The sequence below is a fragment of the Salinicola peritrichatus genome (genome assembly GCF_003206715.1).
GTDB classification, from domain to species: Bacteria; Pseudomonadota; Gammaproteobacteria; order Pseudomonadales; family Halomonadaceae; genus Salinicola; species Salinicola peritrichatus.
This window is the reverse complement of sequence record NZ_PZJU01000043.1, coordinates 1-24,338: the sequence shown is the minus strand read 5'-3', so window position 1 is coordinate 24,338 and position 24,338 is coordinate 1. Positions and strand designations below refer to the sequence as shown.

Sequence of the window (24,338 nt, the reverse complement as noted above, 5' to 3'; positions counted from 1 at the left end):
GGAGCATTCATGGCCTCTGTGCGTGGAGATAATGCGACGCTCTACTACACGCTCTACGAAGACGCGGGCACGACTGACGAGCCAACACTTGTTCTATTACATGGCGTCGGTGGCAACCACGCCAGTTGGTATCAACAGATCGCCGCATGGCGCAAACGCTTTCGTTTGCTGATACCGGATGCTCGCGGGTTCGGCAACTCGACGGACCCGGGGCGACTGGGGCGAGACCGCTTTATCGAGGACTTGGAGCTCGTATTGGACGCCACGCAAACGGCCTCGGCCGTTCTCATCGGCCAATCGATGGGCGGGGGAACGGCACTCAGTTATACCTGCAAGCATGCGGAGCGCGTCACCGGACTCATTCTGGCCGATACCCTGTTTGGCTTACAGCTCGAACCGGAGCAACATGCGCGAATGGCGGCGCTGAACGCGAACAATGCCGGCCTGAGCCAGATCGAGCGTGTGCTGGGCAGAACCTGCATCGCCAGTCGGCCCGACCTCACAACGCTCTATACCGCGATCGCCAGCTTCAACGTGGCCAACGTCAGCAACCTGACGGGCACGCAACAATCGCATGCGCCGGCGGCCTTGGCCGAAACCGGGGTACCGGTGTTGTTCCTGGTTGGCGAGGAAGACGTGCTCTTCCCTCCGACGGAGGTCGCCGAAGCCCGTGCGACCGTTGCGGGCGCGGATTACGTCTGCCTGGAGCGCTCGGGACATTCCGCCTATTTCGAAACTCCCGCCGACTTCAATCAAACGATCGAGGCGTGGCTGAAAGCGAAGACACTCATTCATGACGACTGACTCCTCTCTCCGGGTGGCACTGGTAGGCGAAGGCGCAATGGGCCATACGCATGCCAAGGTTCTTTCCTCGCTGCCAGGTGTCAATCTACATGCCCTGATCGCCAAGGACGAGGACGCCGGTCGGCGGCTGTCGCAGGAATGGGCGATTCCACACCAGACCGACGATTACGCCGCCTGCCTAGCCAGCGGCGATATCGATGCCGTGATCATCGCCTCCCCCTCCGGGATGCATGTCGAACAGGGCATGATGGCTGCCGAAGCAGGCCTCCCTTGCCTGATCGAGATCCCCGCCTCACTGGACCTGGCGGGAACCCAGCAGCTGTGCGAGGCCCAGAGCCGCAACGGCAGCGTCATGATGGTAGCTCACAGTCGTCGTTTCTCTCCGGCTCATCAATGGCTCAAGCAACGCCTCCAGGCCGGTGAGTTCCATCTCTATCACCTGGTTGCACAGACCTATTTCCTGCGTCGGACCAATCTCAACATGTTCGGCCAGCCGCGTAGCTGGGCGGACAACCTGCTTTGGCATCATGCCTGCCATTCCGTGGATCTGTTCGCTTGGCTGTTGGGGTCCGATGAATTCGACGTCTGGGCGCAGCAGGGGCCGCCTCATCCGGAGATGGGCATCCCCATGGACATGACTATCGGAATGCGCGAGAGAAGTACCGGTCAGTTACTGAGCCTGGCCCTGTCTTTCAACAACAAAGGGCCCTTCGGTGGTTTCTATCGCTACATAGGCGAGGAGGAAACCTACCATGCATTCCGCGATGAACTCAGCGACAGCGAGCACCAAAACATCCCCTTGAAAGGCTCGGCATTCACCTTACAGGACCAGGAATTTTTCGACGCCATACGACAAGGTCGTCGACCCGAAAGCGATATCCACTCCGTCTTGACCACCATGCAGCTCTTGAGCAGACTGGAAAAGCAACTGAACGCGCCTCGATAGATGCCGATAATCGTCGAACCGAAGCGCCTCTTCTACCCTACGTGCTCGGTTCCGCATCGACGTGATAGTGTAAACCGCCCCCTTGAGAAATCATTGAAGAAGTACCACGTTCTCTAAGGTGATGCCGACGGCCACCTCAGCGGCACCCCGAACAACGGGAATGTCGTTAGTCTCAATGATTGTTTCACAGCGCCGCCGTGCCACGGCATGATCAGTGATTCCGTCCCATGGGCTCCGGCTCGGAGCCGCCACCGGTAAAAGGAGAACGCCATGGCTTTGCAGCTCGGCGATACCGCCCCCGATTTCACTCAGGAAAGCACCGAAGGACCGATCCAGTTTCACGAGTGGGCCGGCGATAGCTGGGTCATCCTGTTTTCCCACCCGGCCGATTTCACCCCGGTCTGCACCACGGAGCTGGGCGAGGTTTCGCGCCTCAAGCCGGAGTTCGAGCGCCGCAACGCCAAGGCGATCGGTCTCTCCGTCGACCCGCTGGACGACCACTCCCGCTGGGCCGGCGATATCGAGGAGACCCAGGGCTGCGGTCTCAATTTCCCGCTGCTGGCCGACGCCGACCGCAAGGTGAGCGAGCTCTACGGCATGATCCACCCCAACGCCAGCGGTACCAACACGGTGCGCTCGGTGTTCATCATCGACCCGGCGAAGACGGTGCGCCTGACCATCACCTACCCGCCCAGCACCGGCCGCAACTTCGCCGAGATCCTGCGCGTGCTGGACAGCCTGCAGCTCACCGATGGCTACAAGGTCGCCACTCCGGTGAACTGGAACGACGGCGACGACGTGATCATCGTGCCGTCCATCGACAACGAGAAAGCCAAGGAACTCTTCCCCAACGGCTGGGAGGAGAAGAAGCCTTATCTGCGCGTGACCAAGCAGCCCAACAAGTGAGGGCTGGCCGGCCGGTGCAGTGCCGGCCGGATGCGCAACAGCGAGTGATGCAAGATACCCGCGCTTCGGNNCCGAAGCGCGGGTATTTTTTTGTCTCCCGACTTTACTTTATCTCCCGGCTTTACCTTTCGAGCGTCACCGGTCGACCACCGCACCGGCCTTGAACCGGGTGACCGGCAGCTGTCCGCCGAGCCAATAGGCGAGCTCGGCCGGGCCGCCGATCTCCCAGGCCACCGCATCGGCGACCTTGCCGACCTCCAGCGAGCCATGGGTGGCGGCGACCCCCAGCGCCTTGGCGGCGTTCAGCGTCACGCCGGCCAACGCCTCCTCCGGCGTCAGCCGGAACAGCGTACAAGCGAGGTTCATCATCAAGCGCAGCGACATGACCGGCGAAGTGCCCGGGTTGAGGTCGGTCGCCAGCGCCATCGGCACGCCATGTTCGCGGAACGCAGCAATCGGCGGCGACTGCGCCTCGCGCAGCGTGAGAAAAGCGCCCGGCAACAGCACCGCGGCCGTGCCGCTGTCGGCCATGGCGCGGGCGTCATCGACATCGGCGTACTCGACGTGATCGGCGGATAGCGCGCCATATTCCGCCGCCAGTTGGCAGCCGCCCAGATGCGACAACTGCTCGGCATGCAGCTTGACCGGCAGGCCGAGACCGCGCGCCGCGGCGAACACCCGACGTATCTGTTCGGGGGAGAAGGCGATCCCCTCGCAGAAACCGTCGACGGCATCGACCAGCCCTTCAGCGGCCAGCGTCGGCAGGATGGTTTCGCACACCAGATCGATGTAGTCGTCGCCACGCCCGGCGTATTCGGGCGGCAACGCATGCGCGGCCAGGCAGGTCGTGTGCACCGTCACCGGCAGACGACGACCCAGTTCCCGGGCGACCTGCAACATGCGACGCTCGCTTTCCAGGTCGAGTCCGTAGCCGGACTTGATCTCCAACGTGGTCACCCCTTCGCTCAGCAACACCTGGGCGCGCGCTTCGGCGCTGGCGTAGAGGGTGTCGAAGTCGGCTTCCCGCGTGGCGCGCACGCTGCTGACGATGCCGCCGCCCTGACGCGCTATCGTTTCGTAGTCGACGCCTTCCAGGCGCTGTTCGAATTCGCCGCTGCGATCGCCGCCGAACACCAGGTGGGTGTGGCAATCGATCAGTCCCGGCGTCAACCAGCGCCCGCCCAGATCGCGCCGGCTCTCGACCGCAACGTCATCGGGGAGATCGGCTTCGGCGCCGATCCAGACGATGCGGCCGTCGCCGATCACCAGCGCGGCGTTCTCGATCACGTTGTAACTGCCGCCGGCCATGGTAATGGCATGACAGTGGTGCCAGAGCTGGTTCATAAGTGAACTTCCATTGTGTCGGGTCATGGGTTGTTCGGTGATGGGCCGCCCGGAAATCAGATGGCGTTTCCCCTAATCCGCCGATAACGCTCTCTCTAGTAGGGGCTCGCCAAGCGTCGCCGCCAGCGCTTCAGGCAGCGGCGAGCGCTTCAGCGCCGCATAAGTCGTCTCGATATCCTCGGCCAGCGGATGCTCTTCATCGTAGGCGGCGACGATCCCGCGCAGCCAGCGCCAAGCAGCCGTGGTGCCGGTGGCGAAACGTTCGCTCGGCAGCAGGTCGAAGGCCTGCGCGGCGCAGAGCCACTCGATGGCGATGATACGGAAGGCATTGTCCAGTGCGGCATCCAGCTTGAGCGCGGCGCTGTCGCCGAGGCTGACGTGATCCTCCTGCAGCGCGGAAGTCAGGTAGTTATCGGTCGCTGCCGGCTGCGCCAGTCGCTTGTTGTCGGCGGCCAGCGAGGCCGCCGTATACTGGGCAATCATCATGCCCGATTTCATGCCGCTCTCGGCAGAAAGGAATGGCGGCAGTCCACTGATGAGGTTGCTGACCTCCGGCGTCACCAATCGGTAGATGCGTCGCTCGGCCATGGCGCTCCACTCCGCCACCGCCATCGCCAGCTGATCGCAGGCGAGCGCCACCGATTCTCCGTGAGGGTTGGCCTGCGAGACGACCCGGTACCCCTCGGCGTTTTCGACCAGCAGCGGGTTGTCGGTGGCGCTGTTGAGCTCCCGGTCGATCTGGCGACAGGCGTGGGCAAGCTGATCGCGGCAGGCGCCATGCACCTGGGGAATGGCGCGCAGGCTCAACGCATCCTGCAGATGGCTGCCCTGACGGGCGGCGAGCCAGGGGCTATCGTGCAACAGCGCGCGCAAGGTTCGGCCGCACACCTGCATGCCCACCTGCGGCTTGAGCGCCAGCACGTCGGCATCGAACGCGGCCAGTTGACCGCCCAGTGCCTCGAAACTCATGGCTGCCGAGACATCGGCCCAGGCGCTCAGCCGGTTGGCGCCATCCAGCGCCAGGCAGGCCAGCCCGGTCATGGCGGGCGTGCCGTTGACCAGACTCAGGCCATCCTTGGCACCCAGCGTTACCGCCGGTTTGCCGAGGCGCGCGAGCGCCGCTTCGGCCGTGATGAGTTCGCCCTCGTGGCGCACCTGCCCGCGGCCGATCAGCGCCAGCCCGATGTGTGCCATATGGGTCAGGTAGCCGACCGATCCCTGCCCCGGCACGATCGGCGTGACGCCGGCATTGAGAAAATCCAGCAGTCGCTCGACGATTTCCGGGCTGATGCCCGAATGGCCGTGGCTGTAGTTGACCACGGCGGCGGCCATCACCGCGCGCACCTGATCGTCGCGCAGCGGATGGCCCACGCAGCAGGCATGACTCATCAGCGTATGGTAGGAAAGCCGCTGCAGCTGCTCCGGCTCGAGGCGTACGTGACAGAGCGCGCCCAGGCCGGTATTGATGCCGTAGTAGCGGGTCTCCTCCCGCGAGAACGCAACGGCCGCTTGCCGGGCGCGGCGGATGCGCGCCCAGCGCTCCGGCGACAGATGAAACGCGGCACCATGGCGGGCCACGTCGACGATCTGCCGCCAGCCGATGGGCCGCGAATCCAGCAGCACTTTGCTCACGGCATCCGGCGATGAGTCGCTCCCGTTCGAGGTTCGGCCCACGATTCGTCTCTCAGTTCGATGCATGCGCAATGCAGGGCATCACGCCTGCGGCATCATCGGCAGATTGAGTCCCTGCTCCTTGGCGCAGGCCACGGCATCGTCATAACCGGCATCGACATGGCGCATCACGCCGGTGGCCGGGTCGTTGTGCAGCACCCGGGCGATGCGCCGGTCGGCGTCCTCGCTGCCGTCGCAGACGATCACCATGCCGGCATGCTGGGAGAAGCCCATGCCGACACCGCCGCCATGGTGCAGCGAGACCCAGGTCGCACCGCTGGCGGTATTCAGCAGCGCGTTGAGCAGCGCCCAGTCGGAGACCGCGTCGGAGCCGTCGCGCATCCCCTCGGTTTCGCGGTTGGGGCTGGCCACCGAGCCGGAATCGAGATGGTCGCGACCGATCACTACCGGCGCCGAAAGCTCGCCGCTGCGTACCATCTCGTTGAATGCCAGGCCGAGCTTCTCGCGCTGGCCGAGGCCGACCCAGCAGATCCGCGCCGGCAGCCCCTGGAAGCTGATGCGCTCGCGGGCCATGTCGAGCCAGTGATGCAGGTGCGCGTCGTCGGGAATCAGCTCCTTGACCTTGGCGTCGGTCTTGTAGATGTCCTCGGGGTCGCCGGAGAGTGCCGCCCAACGGAACGGACCGATGCCGCGACAGAACAGCGGGCGGATGTAGGCCGGCACGAAGCCGGGGAAGTCGAAAGCGTTCGCCACCCCTTCGTCCTGCGCCATCTGGCGGATGTTGTTGCCGTAATCGAAGACCGGAATGCCCTGCTCGGCGAATGCCAGCATGGCGCGCACGTGCTCGGCCATCGACTGCTTGGCTGCCCTGACCACGGTCTCCGGCTCGCGCTTGCCGCGCGCGCGGTAGTCGTCCCACGTCCAGCCGGCCGGCAGATAACCGTTGAGCGGATCGTGGGCGCTGGTCTGGTCGGTGACCATGTCGGGGCGCACGCCGCGTCTGATCAGCTCGGGCAGGATCTCGGCGGCGTTGGCGTGCAGCGCCACCGAAACCGCCCTGCCTTCGGCGGTGTAGCGCTCGATGCGCGCCAGGGCGTCGTCGAGGTCACTGGCCTGCTCGTCGACGTAGCGGGTACGCAGGCGGAAATCGATGCGCGACTGCTGGCACTCGATATTGAGCGAGCAGGCACCGGCCAGCGTCGCCGCCAGCGGCTGGGCACCGCCCATGCCGCCCAGCCCGGCGGTCAGAATCCAGCGCCCCTCGAGCTTGCCGTCGTAGTGCTGGCGCCCCGCCTCGACGAAGGTCTCGTAGGTACCCTGAACGATGCCCTGGGAACCGATGTAGATCCAGGAGCCGGCGGTCATCTGGCCGTACATCATCAGCCCCTTGGCATCGAGTTCGTTGAAGTGTTCCCAGTTGGCCCAGTGCGGTACCAGGTTGGAGTTGGCAATCAATACGCGCGGCGCGTCGGCATGGGTCTTGAACACGCCGACCGGCTTGCCCGACTGCACCAGCAGGGTCTCGTCGCTTTCCAGCGTCTTCAGCGTGGCGACGATGGCATCGAAGCACTCCCAGTTGCGCGCCGCGCGGCCGATGCCGCCGTAGACCACCAGTTCCCAGGGATTCTCGGCCACGTCGGGATCGAGGTTGTTCATCAGCATGCGCAGCGGCGCTTCCGTCAGCCAGCTTTTGGCGGAAAGTTGCGTGCCGCGCGGCGCGCGGATCTCGGTCTCGCGATAGCGTGAAGCGGTCATGGTGACTCCTGGTAACCTGAGGGAGAGAGGCAAGCGCCGCGGTGGTGGCGGATGAAGCCATTGAATCTGTATATACATTAAACTGTCAACCGGCTTGGCCAGTTTGGCCGCGAGGTTCGACCGTGACACGATAGCCCCTCGCCAAAGTCCACCAAATTGGTGCATGCCTTTTCATTTCGTACTCATTTTTCGCACATTCCGATACCGCGCCGATGGATTGCGGACGGTCGACGGTTGCGATACATGTATATACATAGCCCATCAGCGCAGGAATCCCGATGCCCGACTCCTACTTCGCCTCCTACTTTGCCGAACATGCCTTGCTGGCGGAGGGCTGGCGAGCCGACGTGCGCCTGGTCGTCGACGCCGAGGGATTCATCGACAGCGTCATCCCCGATTCCCCTCCTGGCGACGCCACAAGATTGAACGGTCCCGTGCTGCCGGGCATGCCCAATCTGCATTCCCACGCCTTTCAGCGCGCCATGGCCGGACTGGCGGAGATCGGCAGCGCCCGGCCGGACAGCTTCTGGAGCTGGCGGGAACGGATGTACGCGCTGGTCGACCGCCTTACCCCCGAGCAGGTCGGCGTCATCGCGCGCGCGCTCTATGTCGAGATGCTCAAGGGCGGTTATACCCAGGTCAGCGAGTTCCACTACCTGCATCACGACCCTCGAGGACGGCCCTACACCGATCCGGCCGCGATGTCGCGCGCACTGCTGGAGGCGGCCGATGCCAGCGGCATCGGCATGACCCTGCTCCCGGTGTTCTATGCCCACGGCGATTTCGGCGGCCAGCCGGCGAGTCCGAGCCAGCGGCGCTTCCTGCACTCTCCGGACAGCTATCTGCGTCTGCTGGAAAACCTCGCCCCGCTTTGCAGCGGCCATGCCACCCGAGCCCTCGGCATGGCGCTGCACTCGCTGCGTGCCGTCACGCATGACGAAATCAGCGACATACTGGCGGCGGACCCGGCCGGCCCGCGCCACATCCATGTCGCCGAACAGTGCAAGGAGGTCGAGGCGTGCCTGGCGTGGTGCGGCAAACGCCCGGTGCGGTGGCTGCTGGATAACGTCGATGTCGACGAGCGCTGGTGTCTGATCCATGCGACCCATCTCGATGCCGGCGAGATTCGCGACCTGGCCGCCAGCGGCGCGGTCGCGGGACTCTGCCCGACCACCGAGGCCAATCTGGGAGATGGCATCTTCGCCGCCACCGAATACGCCGCCGGCGGCGGACGCTGGGGCATCGGCTCGGACAGCCATGTCTCGCTCGACTTGGTCGAGGAGTTGCGCCTGCTGGAGTACGGTCAGCGCCTGACCTCGCAACGCCGCAACGTACTGCAGGATGCCGGTCAACGCCGGGTCGGCGACTGGCTCTACCGCCAGGCACTGGCGGGAGGCGCCCAGGCTTCGGGACAACCGATCGGTGCCTTGGGCCCCGGCAAGCGAGCCGACTGGATCGTCCTCGACGGCGACGATCCCTACCTGGCCTCGGCCGGCGACGACACTCGCCTGGGGCGCTGGCTGTTCGGCGGCTCGAAGGGGCAGATTCGCGACGTGATGGTCGCGGGCAGATGGCAGGTTCGGGACGGCAGGCACGAGTTGGACGACAACAACCGCAGCGCACTCACCGATCTGCTGCGCGCGCTGCGGAAGGCCGAGTGAAGTACACCCAGGCGAGGCACCGCGGGCTCAACGTTGCGGCGAATGCGCCATGGAGCGCAGCTTGTAGCGATCGCCGGGATGCAGCAGATGGGCGTAACTGATCAGGCGGTCCCCCGACCAGGTGCGCCGCCTGACGCTCAGGCACGGCGCCCGCTCGTCCACCTCCAGATGGCGCGCCGTTTCGGGATCGGGCAGTACCGCCTCGACGGTGTGCTCCATGTCGCTGATCGGACACGCCGCGACCAGCACTTCGTTGGGTGTTTGGCGACTGAAATCGGCCTGCAGGTAGTCGGGTACCCAGCGCGGATTGACGTAGCGCACCTCGAGCTGTATCGGCAGGCCATTCTCGAGATGAATCAGACGCGAATGAAACAGTCGGCTGCCGACTCGGACGCCCATGCGCATGGCAACTTCGTCGTCGGCGATCACCGACTCCAGGGTCAGTACGCGGCTGGCGTAGTCGTGACCGCGCCCGCGCACTTCGTCGGCAATGTTGTTGATCTCGACCAGCGGCGATTCGGAGCGGCGGTCGGCGACGAAGGTGCCGATGCCCGACTGCCGCCACAGATAGCCCTCCTGCACCAGATCGCGAATCGCCTTGTGGGCCGTCATGCGGCTCACGCCGAAGGTTGCCGCCAGCGCCTCCTCCGGTGGGATCTGGTGATCCACTGGAAACTCGCCGCTATGTATCCGCTCGAGAAGGTATTGCTTGATGACTTTGTAGCGTGGTGGCTGGCGGCTCACAGCGACTCCTTGTCGTGGCCGGCTCTCTCTGGAACGGGCTTGGATCGGGCGAGCCACCGAGGGTTTCGAGAGGGTCCCGGGTCGGCTCGTGCCGGGAAAGCGTTATTCTGCGTTTGAAAACAATGTATATACATTATATAAACGACTTTCAGCCGACAAGAGCCACTTCCGTTCCTCGACGCGTATACAGCCAACGACTCCAAAGGACAACGCATGACCTCCATTAGAATGCTGCTTGCCGGCACCTGCCTTGCCGTGGCCGGTATGGCTAACGCGAACGCCGCGGATCAGAGCGTCGTTATCGGCACCAACAACTGGGCCGAGAATATCGCCATTTCCCATATGTGGCAGCAGTTGCTCGGCGAGAAAGGCTACGACGTCGAGCTCAACGATGTCTCCAAGCCCGTTCTGTTCGGCGGCCTCGCCGAGGGCGACATCGACATTTCGCTGGAAGTCTGGCTACCCAGCGACAACGCCTTCGTCGAACCCTATAGCGGCCGTATCGACCTGCACGGCACCTGGTACGACGATGCGTTGGATGCACTGGTCGTGCCCGCCTACGTCGACGACATCAACACCGTCGACGACCTCAAGACACATGCCGACGACTTCGTGTACCAAGGGGAATCGACCATCTTCGGCATCGAGCCCGGCTCGACGATCGCCGACGAAACCGATGCCGCCATCGAACAGTATGACCTGCCCTTCCGTCAGCTCAGCAGCAGTGAGTCCGCAATGCTGGCACAGCTCAAGGAGGCATACCGCGAGCAACAGCCGATAGCGGTGACATTGTGGCAACCGCACTGGGCCTTTGCGGAGTACGACCTGAAAATCCTCGATGACCCCAAGAAGACGTTCAGTGCCGGCGAACAGATCAAGTGGGTTTCCCATTCCGGCTTCGGCGACGCCAACCCCGAGCTCAAGGCGATGCTGGATGCCTGGCACATGACGCCCGAGCAGCTTTCCCAGCTGATGCTCGAGATCGAACAGACAGGAGACCCGGATGAAGGCGCTTCGCAGTGGATTGCCGACAATCGCGACCTGGTCGATAGCTGGCTGGCGGCCACTCCGTAAGCGGCATCATCGGCTACGATAGCGTGGCGCTGGAGCAAATCGCCGGGAGCGATTTTGACGTCGCGCAGCGGCGGCCCGAGGTGTCGGGCCAGGAATGACGGGGTACAAAAAAAATTCCGGCCACCGGGCCGGAATTTTTCGTCGCAGAGCCGACGGGCGTCAGCAGCGCGTGCAGTGCTTCAGTGTCTTGTCCTCCTCGCGCCCGAGGCGGGGAAAACGTCGTGGCGAAGGCAGCAGCGCGAGCGGACGCGTCAACGTCAGCGCCATGGCACGCACCACGTGCCCCAGCACGTAGATGACGATGGCCATAACGATCAACGCCTTGATGCGCCCTGGGATTTTCACGCTGTTTCTCCTGAAGATAGAGGGATGTCTAGGATGGCGCCCAGAATATAACCACACGACTGTGACGAAAAATTGAACGCATCGATAATCGTCATGCCGATTATCGATGGCTGTGGTCTACCCTGATAGGGACGTTATCGGCGCAAGAGGTTCCGACTTGAGTTCGCGCAAATCCGACTTCCCGCTCGACCAATGCCGCTGCCACCTGGAAACCGGCCCGATCGTGCTGGTGGGTTCCCAATGGCAGGGAGAGCGCAATCTGATGGTGATGGGCTGGCACATGATGCTCGGCTTCGTTCCGGCCCATTTCGGTTGCCTGATCACCGCCGCCAACCATAGCCACCGCCTGGTCCGCGAAAGCCGCGAGTGCACCATCAACGTGCCGACACGGGAATTGGTCGATGCCGTGGTCGGCGTCGGCAACAGCGATGGCGACCAACTCGACAAGTTCGACGCCTTCGGACTGACCCCGGCACCAGGGGAGATCGTCTCGGCACCGCTGGTCGACGAGTGCTACGCCAGCTTCGAATGCCGCCTGGTCGACGATAGCCAGATCGACCGCCACGAGCTGTTCATCTGGGAGATCGTCAAGGCCCACGTCGACACCTCGGTGGCCCTGCCGCGAACGCTGCACTATCGCGGCCATGGCCGCTTCATGGTCGCCGGCGACGAGATCGACCGATCCAAGGATTTCCGGGCGCAGAATCTGTAAGTCGCAGCATGGCGGTCAGGCTCGCCGATTCAGTGTTCCCTTAGGATCTGTTTACGATTGAGTGACGCCTTAGCCGTTCCTGCATGTCCCGAATGACAATATGACGAATGGCGAGCAGCACCTTTTCTTCGACGCCAACGGGCTCCCCATTATGGTAGACATCGAGATGCCTCATTGGCCGGCTTCCCCGGCGTCATCCCTGTATTGTGGCGTTTCCTTTCGATATCGGCGTCGGGGCGGCAGAGGCTTGAGGCCCTCCTTCTGCAGTTTTTGATAGAAGGGCAAGGCCGATTCCGGCACGTCGAATTCCATGCGAATGCCCAGCTCGTCGAGCAATCGCAAGAAGCGGCCGAACTCGATGCTTTCCTTGCCCCGCTCGGCATCCCGAACGAACACATGCCCGACGTTGGCAGCGCCAGCGAGGTCATCCATACGGACGGATTGGCTTTTGCGGACGGCTCGGACGAGCATACCGGCCTGCTGGACATTGGATACGGTGACTTTCATTGGCGGGACCTACATTCTATGCGTACGCATAGAATGTAGGTCCCGCAGTGTATCGTCAATTATCTATGCATACAGTTCGAAAATGTGACGGATTTTAGTGAGGAAATAGATTATCGATGCGTACGGATCGATTTTTAATCAACCAACCTATTGGCTCGAATAAAACGATGCGTACAGTTCGTTTAAACAATCTATAGCGGACACGACTTAGCGCCCCAGCAGCCCTTCGAAGAAGCTCACCGCGTTATCCTCGAGCCCCTCCAGGTAGTAGCCGCCTTCCTGTACCACCAGCGTCGGCAGATTCAATCCGGCCACGGTGTCGCCGAGCCTGGCGAAGCCGGGAGTACTTACGGCGACCTTGGCCTGCGGATCTTTTTCGTGGATGTCGAAGCCCAGCGCCAGCACCAGCGCGTCGGGCTCGAACAGCCGGATCGCCTGGCAGGCTTGCTCCAGGCGCTCGAAGAATACCGACTCCTTTGAGCCGTGCGGCATCGGCAGGTTGAGATTGTAGCCGTAGCCCGCGCCGCGACCGCGTTCGTCCTCGAAACCGCTGACGCCGGGATAGAAGTTGGTGGTATCGCCGTGGATCGAGATGTACATCACGTCATCGCGCTCGTAGAAGATCTCCTGCACGCCCTGGCCGTGGTGCATGTCGGTATCCAGCACGACGACGCGGGGATAGCGCGAGGTCAGGTGCTGAGCGGCGATGGCGGCGTTGTTGAGAAAGCAGAAGCCGCCGGCGGAGTCGATGCCGGCATGATGCCCCGGCGGCCGTGACAGCGCGTAGGCCATGCGCTCACCGCCCAGCAGCGCCTCGGCCCCGGCCACCGCGCTCTGCGCCGCCCAGTAGGCGGCCCGCCAGGTATGCTGGCCGACCGGCGCGCTGCCATCGGCAAGGTAGCGCGCCGCCTCGGCGAGAATGCCGCGCAGGGCGTTGGGCGAGCGCACGAAGATGTTGGAGATCACCTCCTCGCCCCAGTCCTCGTCCAGTTCGTGCCAGCGCCGATGGGCGCTCTCGAGAAAACGCAGGTAAGGCAGCGAGTGCACCGCGCGCAACGGGCCGACGCCGTGGTCCGCCGGCGCCTGGATCTCGAAGCCGAGCCGTTTGGCCGCCGCCAGTAGATGCCGGGCCCGGTCCGTCACCTCCTGCGGCGTGCGCATCTTGCCACGGGAGAAATAGGTTTGCGGCTGGTGCAGCAACTGATCGTCGTGAAAGAAGGTTTTCATGTTTGTCCTTGTATCTCCGGAGTCGGCGTTTTCAATAACCGGCTTGTCGATCCACCAGACTCGATGGCGATTGGCCCTGATCCAGCCTCTTCAACGCCTCGGCAACCTCCCGCGCGACCTGGGCTGGCGTCGAATCGCTGGCGTCGTGCGGGGTGACGACGATCCGCTCGTGGCGCCAGAAAGGATGATCCCGCGGCAACGGCTCGACCGCGAACACGTCCAGCGAAGCGGCCGAGAGTTGGCCGCTATCCAGCGCCGCCAGCAGATCCGCTTCGACCAGATGCTCGCCGCGGCCGACATGGATCAGCACCGCGCCAGGCGGCAAACGGGAGAACAGCTCGCCATTCAGGATGCCGCGCGTCTCCGGCGTCAGCGGCAGCAGGTTGATCAATATCTCGCTGCGTGAAGCGAGTTCCGCGAGCCCTTCGCGGCCGGTGAACCCCGCCACGCCCGCGGGCAGATTGCGACCGCTGCGGGAATGGATGGCGACATCGTAATCCAGCGCCGCCAACGCTTTCGCGACTGCGCTACCCATCTTGCCGGCGCCGAGCAGGCCGACGCGGATGTCGCGGGCCTCGCGCTTGGGGAAACGCTCCCAATGGGCCTGGCGCTGGTGCGCCAGATAGTCGCCGAAGCGGCGGTGGTGCCACAGCACATGCCAGGTCACGAATCCGGCCATCATCCGCGCCTGGGATTCTCCGGCGATGCGCATCAGCGGCACGTCACGCGGCAGGCTCGCACTGGCCAGGATGCCGTTGACCCCGGCGGCGATGGAGGAGACCAGGCGCAGATTGGGATAAGCCCGGAAGTCATCGTCGCCCGGATTCCAGGCCAGGGCGAAGGTCACCGCCTCGGAATCGGCGACATCCTCCGGCAACGCCAGATGAATGTGCGGTGCGGTCTGCTCGAATGCCGCGATATAGGGCGTCATGATCTCGGGAGTGCCCAGCAGCACGCCATGGACGGTGGCTTGCCGGGGCTCGGATGCCCCCTCGGCAGAGCCCGGGTTTTCCATCTTGCTCATGCGTTTCTCGACCGGTTCTTCTTCTCACTAACGGTTTTCTGGCGGCAATTCATGCGCTCCCCGCCGCTGCCGCCACGCTCTCGCGCTCGCCATGGCGACCGGGGATCGCCGCCAGCAGCTCGCGGGTGTAGGCGTGCCGAGGAGAGAGGAATATCTCCGTGGCGCTGCCATGTTCGACGATGCGCCCCTTCTGCATCACGATCAGGCGATCGCAGATCTGGGCGGCGACGCGCAGGTCATGGGTGATGAACAAAAGCGACAGCTCGAACTCCCGCTTCAAGCGGTCGAGCAGCGCCAAGACCTGGGCCTGGATCGACACGTCGAGCGCCGAGACGGCCTCGTCGGCAACGATCAATTGCGGGTCCAGTGCCAAGGCCCGCGCAATGCCGATACGCTGACGCTGGCCACCGGAGAACTCATGCGGGTAGCGCTCGGCGGCGCTGGCGTCGAGTCCCACGGTCGCCAGCAGCTCACGCGCCTGTTCCAGCGCCTTGACCTTCGACACGCCGTTGGCGATCGGCCCCTGGGCGATCGCCATGCCAACGCGGATGCGCGGGTTGAGCGAGGCATAAGGATCCTGGAACACCATCTGGATGCGCCGACGATGCTCGCGCAGTTCGCGCCCCTGCAGGGCGCGCAGATCGACGTCATTGAGCCGGATCTCGCCGCTGTCCGGCGTATTCAGGCCGACGATGCAGCGTCCCAGCGTCGATTTCCCCGATCCCGATTCGCCGACGATGCCCAGCGTTTCGCCTTTTCCCAGCACAAAATCGATGCCGTCGAGCGCCACCACTTCCCGCTTGGGCTGGAACCAGCCGCCACTGGATCGGTAGATCTTGTTGAGCCCTTTCACCGACAGCAGCGGTGCCGATGCCGAATCGTCCCGGCTCGGTGGTACGGCATCGCCGGGGATGGCCTCGATCAATGCGCGGGTGTACTCGTGCTGCGGGTTGTCGAGAACCTCGCGGGCGCTGCCCATCTCGACGATTCGGCCTTCGCGCATGACGCAGACCCGGTCGGCGATCTCGGCCACCACGCCGAAGTCGTGGGTAATGAACATCACCGCCATGCCACGGCGCGCCTGCAGGTCCTTGATCAAGTGCAGAATCTGCGCCTGGGTGGTCACGTCCAGCGCGGTGGTCGGTTCGTCGGCGATCAGCAATTCCGGCTCGAGCGCCAGCGCCATGGCGATCATCACCCGCTGGCGTTGCCCGCCGGAGAGTTCGAACGGATAGGCGCGCAGCGCGGTGGCCGGATCGGGCAGGCGCACCTCTTCCAGCAGCGCCAGCGCCCGCTCGCGGCGCTCCCGTGACGTCAGCAGGCCGTGGGCCTCGAATACCTCGGCGATCTGCTCGCCGACGCGCATCAGCGGGTTGAGCGCGGTCATCGGCTCCTGGAAGATCATGCCGATACGCCGGCCACGCAGCGCGCGATGGCTGACCTCGTTCATCGCCAGTACGTCCTGCCCCGCGAACAGCGCCCGCCCCTTGGTGGCATGGACCCCGGTCGGCAACAGCCCCATGACCGCGTTGGCGGTCATCGACTTGCCGGAGCCGGACTCGCCGACGACGCAGAGAATCTCGCCGACATTCAGGTCGTAGCTGACGTTGTCGACGGCGTAGAGGCGATCGGCACCCTCCGGCAGCGCCAGGGCGAGACGTTCGATACGCAGTAGTGGTTGACTCATGATCGATTCCTTAGCGCTGGCGAGCGAGCTGTGGATTCAGCGCGTCATCCAGACCTTCGCCGACCAGGTTGAGCGCCAGCACGGTCAGCAGGATCGCCACGCCGGGGATCACCGACAGCCACCAGGCCTGACGCATCACCGTGCGCGCGGCACCGATCATGTAGCCCCAGGACATGGTGTCCGGATCGCCCAGGCCGAGAAACGACAGCGACGACTCGAGCAGGATCGCGGTGGCGACCATCAACGACGCCAGCACGATCACCGGCGACAGCGTATTGGGCAGGATCTGCTTGAGAATGATGTCGCGATGGGTCTGGCCGACCAGCCGCGCCGCCTCCACGTATTCGCGATGCTTGAGCGACAGGAACTCGCCGCGCACCAGACGCGCCACCGGCGGCCAGCTGACGATGGCGATCGCCGCCACGATGGACGTCGTGCTCGGCTGCAGGATCGCCACCAGCACGATCGCCAGGGCGAAGTTGGGGATGGTCTGGAAGAACTCGGTGAAACGCATCAGCGCATCGTCGATCTTGCCGCCGAAGTAGCCGGCCAGCGCGCCGAGCGGCACGCCGATCGCCAGCGCCACCACGGTGGAAATCAACCCGATCAGCAGCGACACCCAGGCGCCGTGCGCGAGACCGGCGGCGACGTCGCGGCCCATGGTGTCGGTGCCGAGCGGAAAGCCCGCCATCTCGCCGGGGGCCAGGAACGGGCGCTGCACCATGCGCCACGGCGAATCCGGGTAGAGAAACGGTGCCAGCACGGCCAGCAGTACGACCAGCGCAAGGATGATCAACCCGACCAGGGCACCGCGGTTCTGGGCGAAGCGTCGGAAGAAACTCATGCGACCTCCGTAGGAAGCGTTGGCTCGATCGCCGAGCGGAATGAAGCGCAAGGCACGCGGCGCACAGAGGGCAAGACATAACTTGCCGTTAGGATTGCGCTCGAGCACCGCGTACCATTTCGCCGGGAGCGAAATGGAACAGCCGTAGGCTGGCCTTCGGTGGCCGCCAGGACGGCGGCCATAGCGAAGTGATTCGTCCGCGCAGGCATCTAGGCAACGCCTTCCTTGATGCGCGGATCGGCAAGCCGATAGATCACATCAGTGAGCATGTTGAACAGAATCACCAGCAGGGCGCAGAAGAAGAAGATGCCGAGCAGCAGGTTGTAGTCACGCTGCATCAGCGCTTCGTACATCAGCCGGCCGATGCCCGGCCAGGCGAATACGGTTTCGGTGAGCACCGCGCCGCCCACCATCTGCCCCGCCTGCAGCCCGGCCAACGTGATGATCGGCAATAGCGCGTTGCGCAGGATGTGCCGACGCTGGATGACGCCGGGCGCGAGCCCCTTGGCGCGGGCCGTCTTGACGAAATCCTGCTGCGAGACGCTCAGCATCGAGGTGCGCGTCATGCGGGTGTAGACCGCCATGAAAAAGAGCCCCAGCGTCAGCGCCGGCAGGATCAGGTGTACCGCCACGTCGCCGACATGGGCCAGTCCGGTATAGCCGGCGCCCACCGTCGAGTAGCCGTAGGCCGGCAGCCAGTCGAGCATTACCGAGAACACCAGCACCGCCATCATCGCCACCCAGTAAAGGGGAGTGGCGTAGAACAGCAGCGACAGTCCCATGATGATCGACCCCGACGGCCGCTTGGCGCGCATCGCCGCGAGCGTGCCGGCGAGAATGCCGAAGACCAGCGAGATCACGAAAGCGGCCCCGGTCAGCAGCAGCGTCGCCGGCAATCGATCCAGGATCAGATCGAGCACCGGCATCTGCTGGCGATAGGAGTAGCCGAAGTCGAGCTGCATGACGCCGCTCATGTAACGCCACAGCTGCACCGGCAACGGCTGATCGAGTCCGAAGCGCTCGCGCAGATCGTCGAGAAACTGCTGATCGGTGGCGCCGGCCTCGCCAGCCATGACCGCGGCCGGATCGCCGGGTGCCGCGTGAATCAGGAAGAAATTGAAGACCAGGATCGCCAGCAGCACGATGACGGCTTTACCGATGCGACCCAGAATCAGAGAGACATAGGGCATGATCTTTTCCTCGCCACGAGTCCGTAGCCGTTGCGGCAGCCGAGACGCCACGCTCTTTCGAGTCACGATTGCAGCCAACGGGAACGGAACTCAGGCTTCTGCGGAGCCGTCGGCCTTTCGATAGGCAGGCCGACGGCGACGGGCGCGCTTACTGCTGTTCGATCCAGGCGTTCTTGAACCCATCGTTGAGCCCGATTCCGGTAGTGATCAGATCATGCACGTTGCAGCGATAGATGGTCGGCTGCGCCAGCTCCATGATCCAGGCCAGCGGCACGTCGTCATGCAGGATCTGCTGCACCTCGTCGTACATCGCCTGACGTTTTTCGGGATCGTTCTCCACCGCCGCCTTGGCGAACAGCTCGTCGGCCTTGGGATTCTCGTAGCCCTCGACGTTGTTCCAGGGCGAGCCCTTGGCGATGTTGCTGGAGATATAGGTACGCGCGATGCCGAGTGACGGATCGCCATACTGGAAGAGATAGGTGAAGGCGATATCGTAGTCCCAGTCGCTGATCTTCTGGTTCCAGCCCGCCACGTCGGAGGATTCGGTCTCGACGTTGATGCCCACGTCCTCGAGATTCTGTCGTACGGCCTCGCCCCAGCGGGTCCAGGTCTCGCCGTAAGGCAGCGGCAACAGACGCACCGGCTTGCCGTCGTAGCCCATCTCGTCGAGCAGTTCTTCCGCCTTGTCCGGATCGTAGGGATACTGTTCGAGATCGTCGTCATGCGCGGCGAGCGTCGAGCTGAACGGACCGTTGGGTACCTTGCCCAGGCCGTTCCACAGCACGTTCTTGGCAAAGTCGCGATCGATCGCGTACATCACCGCCTGGCGAAAGCGCTTGTCGGCGGTAGGACCTTCACGGTTGTTGAGCCACAGCATGGCGAACGGGTTGAAGAACTCGTTGCCCTGCTCGGTCATGCAGCTGCCGTCCATACCGGAAAGCCGGGGGATATCGAAGTTCTCCACCGAACCGGCGGGCATGATGTCCAGCGTGCCGTTCTCGTAAGCGGCGGCGCGAGAGGCCGCGTCAGGAATCACGTGCCAGTAGATCTTGTCGAGGTACGGCTTGCCGTCTTCGTAGTAGTCCGGGTTCTTGTCCAGTTCGATCACCGAGCCGCGATCCCACTTGGCGAACTCGAAAGGACCGGTACCGATCGGATGGTTGTTGGCCGGGTTGTTGTAGAAGTCGGTGCCTTCGTAGATGTGCTTGGGCACCATCGGCATGGTGCCGACCTCGAAGGCCTGGATGAACGCCGGGAACGGCTGCTTGAGCGTGAATACGACCGTCTCGTCATCCGGTGCCTCGATGCTTTCGACGTGATCGAGAATCGCCCGGGTTCGCGGGTTGGTCTCGCGCAGGAAGACATCGGCGGAGAACACCACGTCGGCGGCCGTGAACGCCTCACCGTCGTGCCACTTCACGCCCGGATGCAGATGGAAGGTGTAGGTCAGACCGTCGTCGCTGATCTCCCATGAATCCGCCAGCTGTGGCATCGGCTCGAGATCGGTGTCGTAGCGCAGAAGCCCTTCGAAGATGTTGCCGGCGACACGCTGGGTGGGGGCATTCTGTACCAGCGGCAGCATCAGCCCTGGTGGCTCGGGCTGGATGGCGACGTTGGCAACGCCGCCGGACTGCGGGGTTTCCTGCGCCGACGCCGGCGCAGCCAGGGTTACCAACAAGGCGGCCGCCGTCAGACGGCCGGTCACGGACGATAGCAGGGTCATGGCAGGTCTCTTGTGTTATTGGATTTGTAGAATCTTTAACCGCTGGCAGAGCGATGTTTGGCATCACCGCGCTGCTCTATAACCTTAATAACTGACGGCAGCGAGCGACCGCTACATCCCCGTCAGCCCTCGAAATCGGGCTGGATGCGCTTCAGCAGGCGCAAGTACGCCTCCCACTCCGGATCGTGATCCGTCACACCGTGGTCCGAATCCCACTTCTCGTACTGCTGCGCCGTATGCTCGGCCAGGGCGGGATCGACCCGACGAATTTCCATGCCGCTACCCATCAGGGCGAGCTGCGCCTGGCAGCTGCGCTCCAGGTTGTACATGCGCCGGAACGCCTCTCCGACCGTGCGCCCGCACACCAGCATGCCGTGGTTGCGCAGCACCATGATCGGCTTGTCGCCGAGATCGGCCACCAGGCGTTCACGCTCGGCCAGATCCAGCGCAATGCCTTCGTAATCGTGATACGCGGTGCGTCCGTGAAACTCCATCGACCACTGGTTCAACGGCAACAAGCCCTCTTCCAGACAGGAGACCGCGACACCGGCCACTGAATGGGTATGCAGCACGCAATGCACGTCCGGACGCGCGGCATGGATCGCGCTGTGAATGGTAAAGCCGGCCTTGTTGATGCCCGCACTCTCGGGATCGTCGACAACGTTGCCTTCCAGATCGATCGTCACCAGATTGGCGGCGGTCACTTCCTCGAAGCGATAACCGTAAGGGTTGATCAGGAAGTGCTCCTTGCCGGCCTCGGCCCGCGCCGAGATATGCGTATAGATGCTGTCGTCCAGGCCGAAGTGGGCAATCAGGCGGTAGGCGGCCGCCAGGTCGCGGCGCGCATCGGCTTGCGCTAGGTGATTCGAGGGCTCGGTCGTCATGTCCATCGTCGATCTTCTCCGTGGCTCGATTTCTTGTGCTTATGGCGGTGTTCATGGCTGCGTTTGCCGAGGCGTTTGAACCGACATTGCTCGCAACGACGACCACCCTGAACCCTAACCTATCAGGCAAATTTCAAACTGTCGACACTCGACAGTCGACCCGAAGTGAGATTTACGCGATAGTGTGTCGGTCGGTAAACGCCAGCCAAACGAGATCACATGACCACGACCACACGGGGCTTCGCCACCATCCAACAGCGCGATCTGGTCAACCAGATCGCCGACATGCTGACCGAGGCGCTGCTGAAGGGAGACTTCGCCCCCGGCGCGCATCTGGCCGAAGCGCAGCTGGCGCGGGATTTCGGTGTCAGCCGCGCCCCCGTTCGCGAGGCGGCCCGTCTGCTGGAAAGTCGCGGCATGCTGGTGTCGCAGCCCCGCCGGGGCTTCTTCGTGCGCACCTTCAACGCCGCGGAGCTCGTAGACGTCTACGACCTGCGCCTTTGCCTCGAACGTCACGCCATCCGCTCCCTGGCGGGGCGCTTGACCGGCGAGATGGAGACGGCCCTCAATGGCCAGCTCGACACCATGCGTCGTGTCGCCCGAGAGGGAACGGCGGTACAGCAGATCGAAGAAGACGTTGCCTTCCACCGCATGCTGTGCGAGTTCAGCGGCAATCAGCGGCTGGTGCGTGTCTTCGACGAGCTGTGCCACGAGATGCGCTTCTGCATTCTCTTGATCGGCCAGCTCTACGATGACCCGATGCGTGTCGCCGACACTCACGAACCGATCATCGAGGCGCTACGCACCCAGGATCCGGAGGCTTGCGAAGCCGCGTTGAATTACCATATCGGCGTCGCGCAGCAGCGCGTGGTGGAGATGTTTCGAGAAAGGGAGCAAGAGTAAGAAGAAAGTCTGTCGTTGGCGGGTGGTCTGGCACTGGTTGCCCAGGCAGGTAGGATGAAACCTTCTCTCGACCAGAGTTCCCCATGCCTTCCACACTCAAGACGCTCACCCACTGGGTCTTCGACATGGACGGTACGCTCACCGTCGGCGTGCATGATTTCCCGGCGATCCGGCGCGCGCTGGAGATCCCCCAAGGGGCGGATATCCTGCACCATCTCGACACGCTTCCCGCCGCAGAGCGCGATGCCAAGCACGCCTGGCTGCTCGAGCATGAACGTGAGTTGGCGTTGCGTTCGACGGCCGCGACCGGCGCAGTCGAACTGGTTCAAGCGCTGTGCGAGCGCGGCTGTCGCCTCGGCATCCTGACCCGCAATGCCAAGGAACTGGCGCATATCACACTGACAGCGATCGGACTCGATGACTGCTTCGCTCCCGATGACGTGCTCGGCCGCGACGAGGCGCCGCCCAAACCCCATCCCGGCGGTCTGGAACACTTCATCCGCCGTTGGCAGGTCACGCCGCCGCAAGTCGTGATGGTCGGCGACAGCCCGCTGGATCTCGAGTGTGGGCGTGCCGCCGGCACGCGCACCGTCCTGGTCAATGTGGCGGAGAATCGCTGGCCGGCGCTCGCCGACTGGCATATGCGAGACTGCAGGGCACTCGCGCAGGCTCTCTGACGATGCAGAGACACCGGCCGCAGGATCAGCTGCTCATCGATAGTGCAGGCTGACGACGATCAGTGTCTCTATCGCTAGTACAGTAGTCAGTGATACGGAACCAGATTCCGCTACTCAAAAGGCACTGCCTTGGCGGTCGCCATCAGCGCATCGACATCCTCGCTGAGCAAGAAGCCTTCCTGCACCAGTTTCCAAGCTGCCTGGCGATAGGCATCGAGATAGGCCTCACGCGTCCCGTAGAGTCGTTTCAGCTTCTCGGTGCCGAACGGCACGATTTCTGGACACCCTGCCGACAGTGTAGCGCGGCCTTCACCAAAAGAGGCCACCGGCACTTCCACCATAGGCAAGCGTAGACCACCTTTCGCGGTGTTGTTCTCATCGAAGGCGACCTGCCCCTCTGATGTCAATTCGATGGGATCAGCCGAGGGTGGAGCCTTTTCATCTTCCACCCAATCGATCAAGTGCTCGTAGAGCGCTTTCTCGGCCATATAGAGCGGTACTTCCGGACTGGCTGGGCTACAACTCCATGCGCTCCACTCTGCATTGGGCGAGAGAAGTCCTGCCTTGCGGAGGTCATCATGGTCAGCGTCACCATACAGATACTGGAAGCGCCAGCCATGATTGGCGCCGGCAAGCTCCCAGGTCACGCTCCGGTCGTCGGCCGTATTGGCGTCAGGCTTCCGTTGCCCACCCCGCGCCGGAAAGAAGTCCCATTGCGAGTTGATCATGGCCAAGGGCGTACGGCGATCCGGGATCTGGTTTTGCGGATCGTCGGCAGGAAGCGGCGTCGCGCATTGCCGAATCGGCACCCCTGTCGGAGTAGTGGCCGCTTCGGTCAGGAAGCCGTCATATATCGGCACGCTCCCGCCATTCTGCTCGATCGTGGCATCGGGCTGGAAGAATTTGTAGTAAGTGACCGCATAGTTGCCGCTCTGGGACTCGCCGGTAAAGAACACCCGTTCGGCGGGAGCATCCAGCGGGTTCTTCGGATCGCCGCTTTTGAGCAGACCGCCAATTTGAGTCAGCATGTCCCATGCCACGCCACTTTCCGTCTCCGAGGAAAGCCCCTTGTAGGCGAGTTTGTCCTGCGGCAATTCGCAGTTTCGATCGCTTTCGAGATTCGCGCTCGGCATGGCCAGTCGACCATAGCGATCAGCATCGAAGGCCACTAGACCGGGAATGATGTTCGGCTTGCCAGTGATACCGACATAGATATCGCCGTTGGCCGTCACCCGCTCCCAGAGGGCCGCCCACATGGCGGTCCAATCGTAATCAGCCGACATGTTGATGACCTCCATCACCACGCGGCCACTGAAATTCTCCATGTTCTCGGGCCGGCGGACGACCATGCGAGTCGTGTAAGTGCTCTTTCCGATCGGGACGGCTTCAAAGTCACCATTGGGCTCCCAGTCATAAACCTGAGCCTGCCCCGATACCAGAAACTCTTCTTCGGTGTAATTGAATGATGGCAGGTCGATGGGCTCGACCTGATGAGCAGCGCCATTGAAGGGATACGATTCTTCAGTGATGGGTAGTAGTTCCACCTCTCGCGGAAACTGCTCCAACGGCTGGGCAAAGACTACCCCACTGCTCAGGATGGCCCCTAGACTCGGCAAGACGATTCTGTAGTCGAACTTCATGTGTATCTTTATTCTGCTTGGATCGGCTCAGTGTGCATGACACCTCTGCCAGATGCCAGAGGGAGCGAGCAGACTCTGTGACCGTTTCGTCCCTCTAGTGTGGTGATTC

General features: G+C 63.4%; 22 protein-coding genes. 8 read left to right on the top strand and 14 right to left on the bottom strand.

Annotated elements, in window-relative coordinates; translation table 11 throughout:
- Nucleotides 1-9: 9 nt before the first annotated feature.
- The 3 genes from DOM57_RS15365 (at nucleotide 10) to DOM57_RS15355 (ending at nucleotide 2,656) form a co-directional block, all read left to right on the top strand.
- The gene (locus DOM57_RS15365; RefSeq protein ID WP_162619561.1) at nucleotides 10-804 is read left to right on the top strand and encodes an alpha/beta fold hydrolase; all 795 of its coding nucleotides are present in this window, start codon (nucleotides 10-12) and stop codon (nucleotides 802-804) included.
- Nucleotides 794-1,750: a Gfo/Idh/MocA family oxidoreductase gene (locus DOM57_RS15360; protein WP_110650069.1), complete on the top strand. Its 957-nt coding sequence runs from the start codon at nucleotides 794-796 to the stop codon at nucleotides 1,748-1,750. Before DOM57_RS15365 ends, DOM57_RS15360 begins: the two co-directional genes overlap by 11 nt.
- Nucleotides 1,751-2,020: 270 nt before the next feature.
- Entirely contained in the window at nucleotides 2,021-2,656 is a 636-nt protein-coding gene (locus DOM57_RS15355; protein ID WP_110650068.1) for a peroxiredoxin, read from the top strand.
- Nucleotides 2,657-2,791: 135 nt separating this feature from the next.
- Here DOM57_RS15355 and hutI read toward each other — a convergent pair whose 3' ends face one another.
- The 3 genes from hutI to hutU all read right to left on the bottom strand — a co-directional run bounded on the left by hutI (nucleotide 2,792) and on the right by hutU (nucleotide 7,387).
- A complete protein-coding gene (gene hutI, locus DOM57_RS15350; RefSeq protein WP_110650067.1) occupies nucleotides 2,792-4,000 on the bottom strand; it encodes an imidazolonepropionase in 1,209 nt (402 codons plus the stop codon).
- Between the two features lie 72 nt (nucleotides 4,001-4,072).
- Entirely contained in the window at nucleotides 4,073-5,632 is a 1,560-nt protein-coding gene (locus DOM57_RS15345; protein ID WP_239496261.1) for an HAL/PAL/TAL family ammonia-lyase, read from the bottom strand.
- Between the two features lie 81 nt (nucleotides 5,633-5,713).
- The gene (hutU, locus tag DOM57_RS15340; protein WP_110650065.1) at nucleotides 5,714-7,387 is read right to left on the bottom strand and encodes a urocanate hydratase; all 1,674 of its coding nucleotides are present in this window, start codon (nucleotides 7,385-7,387) and stop codon (nucleotides 5,714-5,716) included.
- Between the two features lie 278 nt (nucleotides 7,388-7,665).
- Here hutU and DOM57_RS15335 point away from each other — a divergent pair, with 278 nt between their 5' ends.
- Nucleotides 7,666-9,048: a formimidoylglutamate deiminase gene (locus tag DOM57_RS15335; protein ID WP_110650064.1), complete on the top strand. Its 1,383-nt coding sequence runs from the start codon at nucleotides 7,666-7,668 to the stop codon at nucleotides 9,046-9,048.
- Nucleotides 9,049-9,075: 27 nt separating this feature from the next.
- Here DOM57_RS15335 and hutC read toward each other — a convergent pair whose 3' ends face one another.
- Nucleotides 9,076-9,792 (bottom strand): histidine utilization repressor, encoded by a 717-nt coding sequence (hutC, locus tag DOM57_RS15330; RefSeq protein ID WP_110650063.1) that lies wholly within the window; start codon nucleotides 9,790-9,792, stop codon nucleotides 9,076-9,078.
- 213 nt (nucleotides 9,793-10,005) lie between these two features.
- Here hutC and DOM57_RS15325 point away from each other — a divergent pair, with 213 nt between their 5' ends.
- The gene (locus DOM57_RS15325) at nucleotides 10,006-10,866 is read left to right on the top strand and encodes a glycine betaine ABC transporter substrate-binding protein (RefSeq protein WP_239496260.1); all 861 of its coding nucleotides are present in this window, start codon (nucleotides 10,006-10,008) and stop codon (nucleotides 10,864-10,866) included.
- Nucleotides 10,867-11,025: 159 nt separating this feature from the next.
- Here the strand turns inward: DOM57_RS15325 and DOM57_RS15320 are convergent, their stop codons facing one another.
- Nucleotides 11,026-11,211 (bottom strand): hypothetical protein, encoded by a 186-nt coding sequence (locus DOM57_RS15320; RefSeq protein WP_110650061.1) that lies wholly within the window; start codon nucleotides 11,209-11,211, stop codon nucleotides 11,026-11,028.
- A 157-nt stretch (nucleotides 11,212-11,368) separates the two neighbouring features.
- Between DOM57_RS15320 and DOM57_RS15315 the strand changes: the two genes are divergently transcribed.
- Entirely contained in the window at nucleotides 11,369-11,923 is a 555-nt protein-coding gene (locus DOM57_RS15315) for a flavin reductase family protein (protein ID WP_204352993.1), read from the top strand.
- A 171-nt stretch (nucleotides 11,924-12,094) separates the two neighbouring features.
- On the opposite strand, the gene DOM57_RS15310 is transcribed toward DOM57_RS15315, so the two are convergent.
- The 8 genes from DOM57_RS15310 to DOM57_RS15275 form a co-directional block, all read right to left on the bottom strand.
- Nucleotides 12,095-12,430: a helix-turn-helix domain-containing protein gene (locus tag DOM57_RS15310; protein WP_110650059.1), complete on the bottom strand. Its 336-nt coding sequence runs from the start codon at nucleotides 12,428-12,430 to the stop codon at nucleotides 12,095-12,097.
- A gap of 207 nt (nucleotides 12,431-12,637) precedes the next feature.
- Nucleotides 12,638-13,657, bottom strand: coding sequence for a histone deacetylase family protein (locus DOM57_RS15305; protein ID WP_110650058.1), 1,020 nt, complete (start codon nucleotides 13,655-13,657; stop codon nucleotides 12,638-12,640).
- Nucleotides 13,658-13,688: 31 nt separating this feature from the next.
- On the bottom strand, nucleotides 13,689-14,681 hold the full coding sequence (locus DOM57_RS15300; protein WP_239496259.1) for a 2-hydroxyacid dehydrogenase: 993 nt from the start codon (nucleotides 14,679-14,681) through the stop codon (nucleotides 13,689-13,691).
- A gap of 49 nt (nucleotides 14,682-14,730) precedes the next feature.
- Nucleotides 14,731-16,368 (bottom strand): ABC transporter ATP-binding protein, encoded by a 1,638-nt coding sequence (locus tag DOM57_RS15295; RefSeq protein WP_110650057.1) that lies wholly within the window; start codon nucleotides 16,366-16,368, stop codon nucleotides 14,731-14,733.
- Between the two features lie 10 nt (nucleotides 16,369-16,378).
- Nucleotides 16,379-17,212, bottom strand: a complete 834-nt coding sequence (locus DOM57_RS15290) for an ABC transporter permease (RefSeq protein ID WP_110650056.1) — start codon at nucleotides 17,210-17,212, stop codon at nucleotides 16,379-16,381.
- Nucleotides 17,213-17,421: 209 nt separating this feature from the next.
- Nucleotides 17,422-18,402, bottom strand: a complete 981-nt coding sequence (locus DOM57_RS15285; protein ID WP_110650055.1) for an ABC transporter permease — start codon at nucleotides 18,400-18,402, stop codon at nucleotides 17,422-17,424.
- Between the two features lie 148 nt (nucleotides 18,403-18,550).
- Nucleotides 18,551-20,125 carry an ABC transporter substrate-binding protein gene (locus DOM57_RS15280; RefSeq protein WP_110650054.1) on the bottom strand — a complete coding sequence of 525 codons (1,575 nt, stop codon included), beginning with the start codon at nucleotides 20,123-20,125 and terminating at the stop codon, nucleotides 18,551-18,553.
- A 122-nt stretch (nucleotides 20,126-20,247) separates the two neighbouring features.
- On the bottom strand, nucleotides 20,248-21,015 hold the full coding sequence (locus DOM57_RS15275) for a class II aldolase/adducin family protein (RefSeq protein WP_420820237.1): 768 nt from the start codon (nucleotides 21,013-21,015) through the stop codon (nucleotides 20,248-20,250).
- A gap of 213 nt (nucleotides 21,016-21,228) precedes the next feature.
- Between DOM57_RS15275 and DOM57_RS15270 the strand changes: the two genes are divergently transcribed.
- The gene (locus tag DOM57_RS15270; protein ID WP_110650053.1) at nucleotides 21,229-21,912 is read left to right on the top strand and encodes a GntR family transcriptional regulator; all 684 of its coding nucleotides are present in this window, start codon (nucleotides 21,229-21,231) and stop codon (nucleotides 21,910-21,912) included.
- An 83-nt stretch (nucleotides 21,913-21,995) separates the two neighbouring features.
- Nucleotides 21,996-22,589, top strand: a complete 594-nt coding sequence (locus DOM57_RS15265; RefSeq protein WP_110650052.1) for an HAD family hydrolase — start codon at nucleotides 21,996-21,998, stop codon at nucleotides 22,587-22,589.
- 110 nt (nucleotides 22,590-22,699) lie between these two features.
- Here the strand turns inward: DOM57_RS15265 and DOM57_RS15260 are convergent, their stop codons facing one another.
- The gene (locus tag DOM57_RS15260) at nucleotides 22,700-24,229 is read right to left on the bottom strand and encodes an alpha/beta hydrolase domain-containing protein (RefSeq protein WP_110650051.1); all 1,530 of its coding nucleotides are present in this window, start codon (nucleotides 24,227-24,229) and stop codon (nucleotides 22,700-22,702) included.
- Between the last annotated feature and the right edge of the window lie 109 nt (nucleotides 24,230-24,338).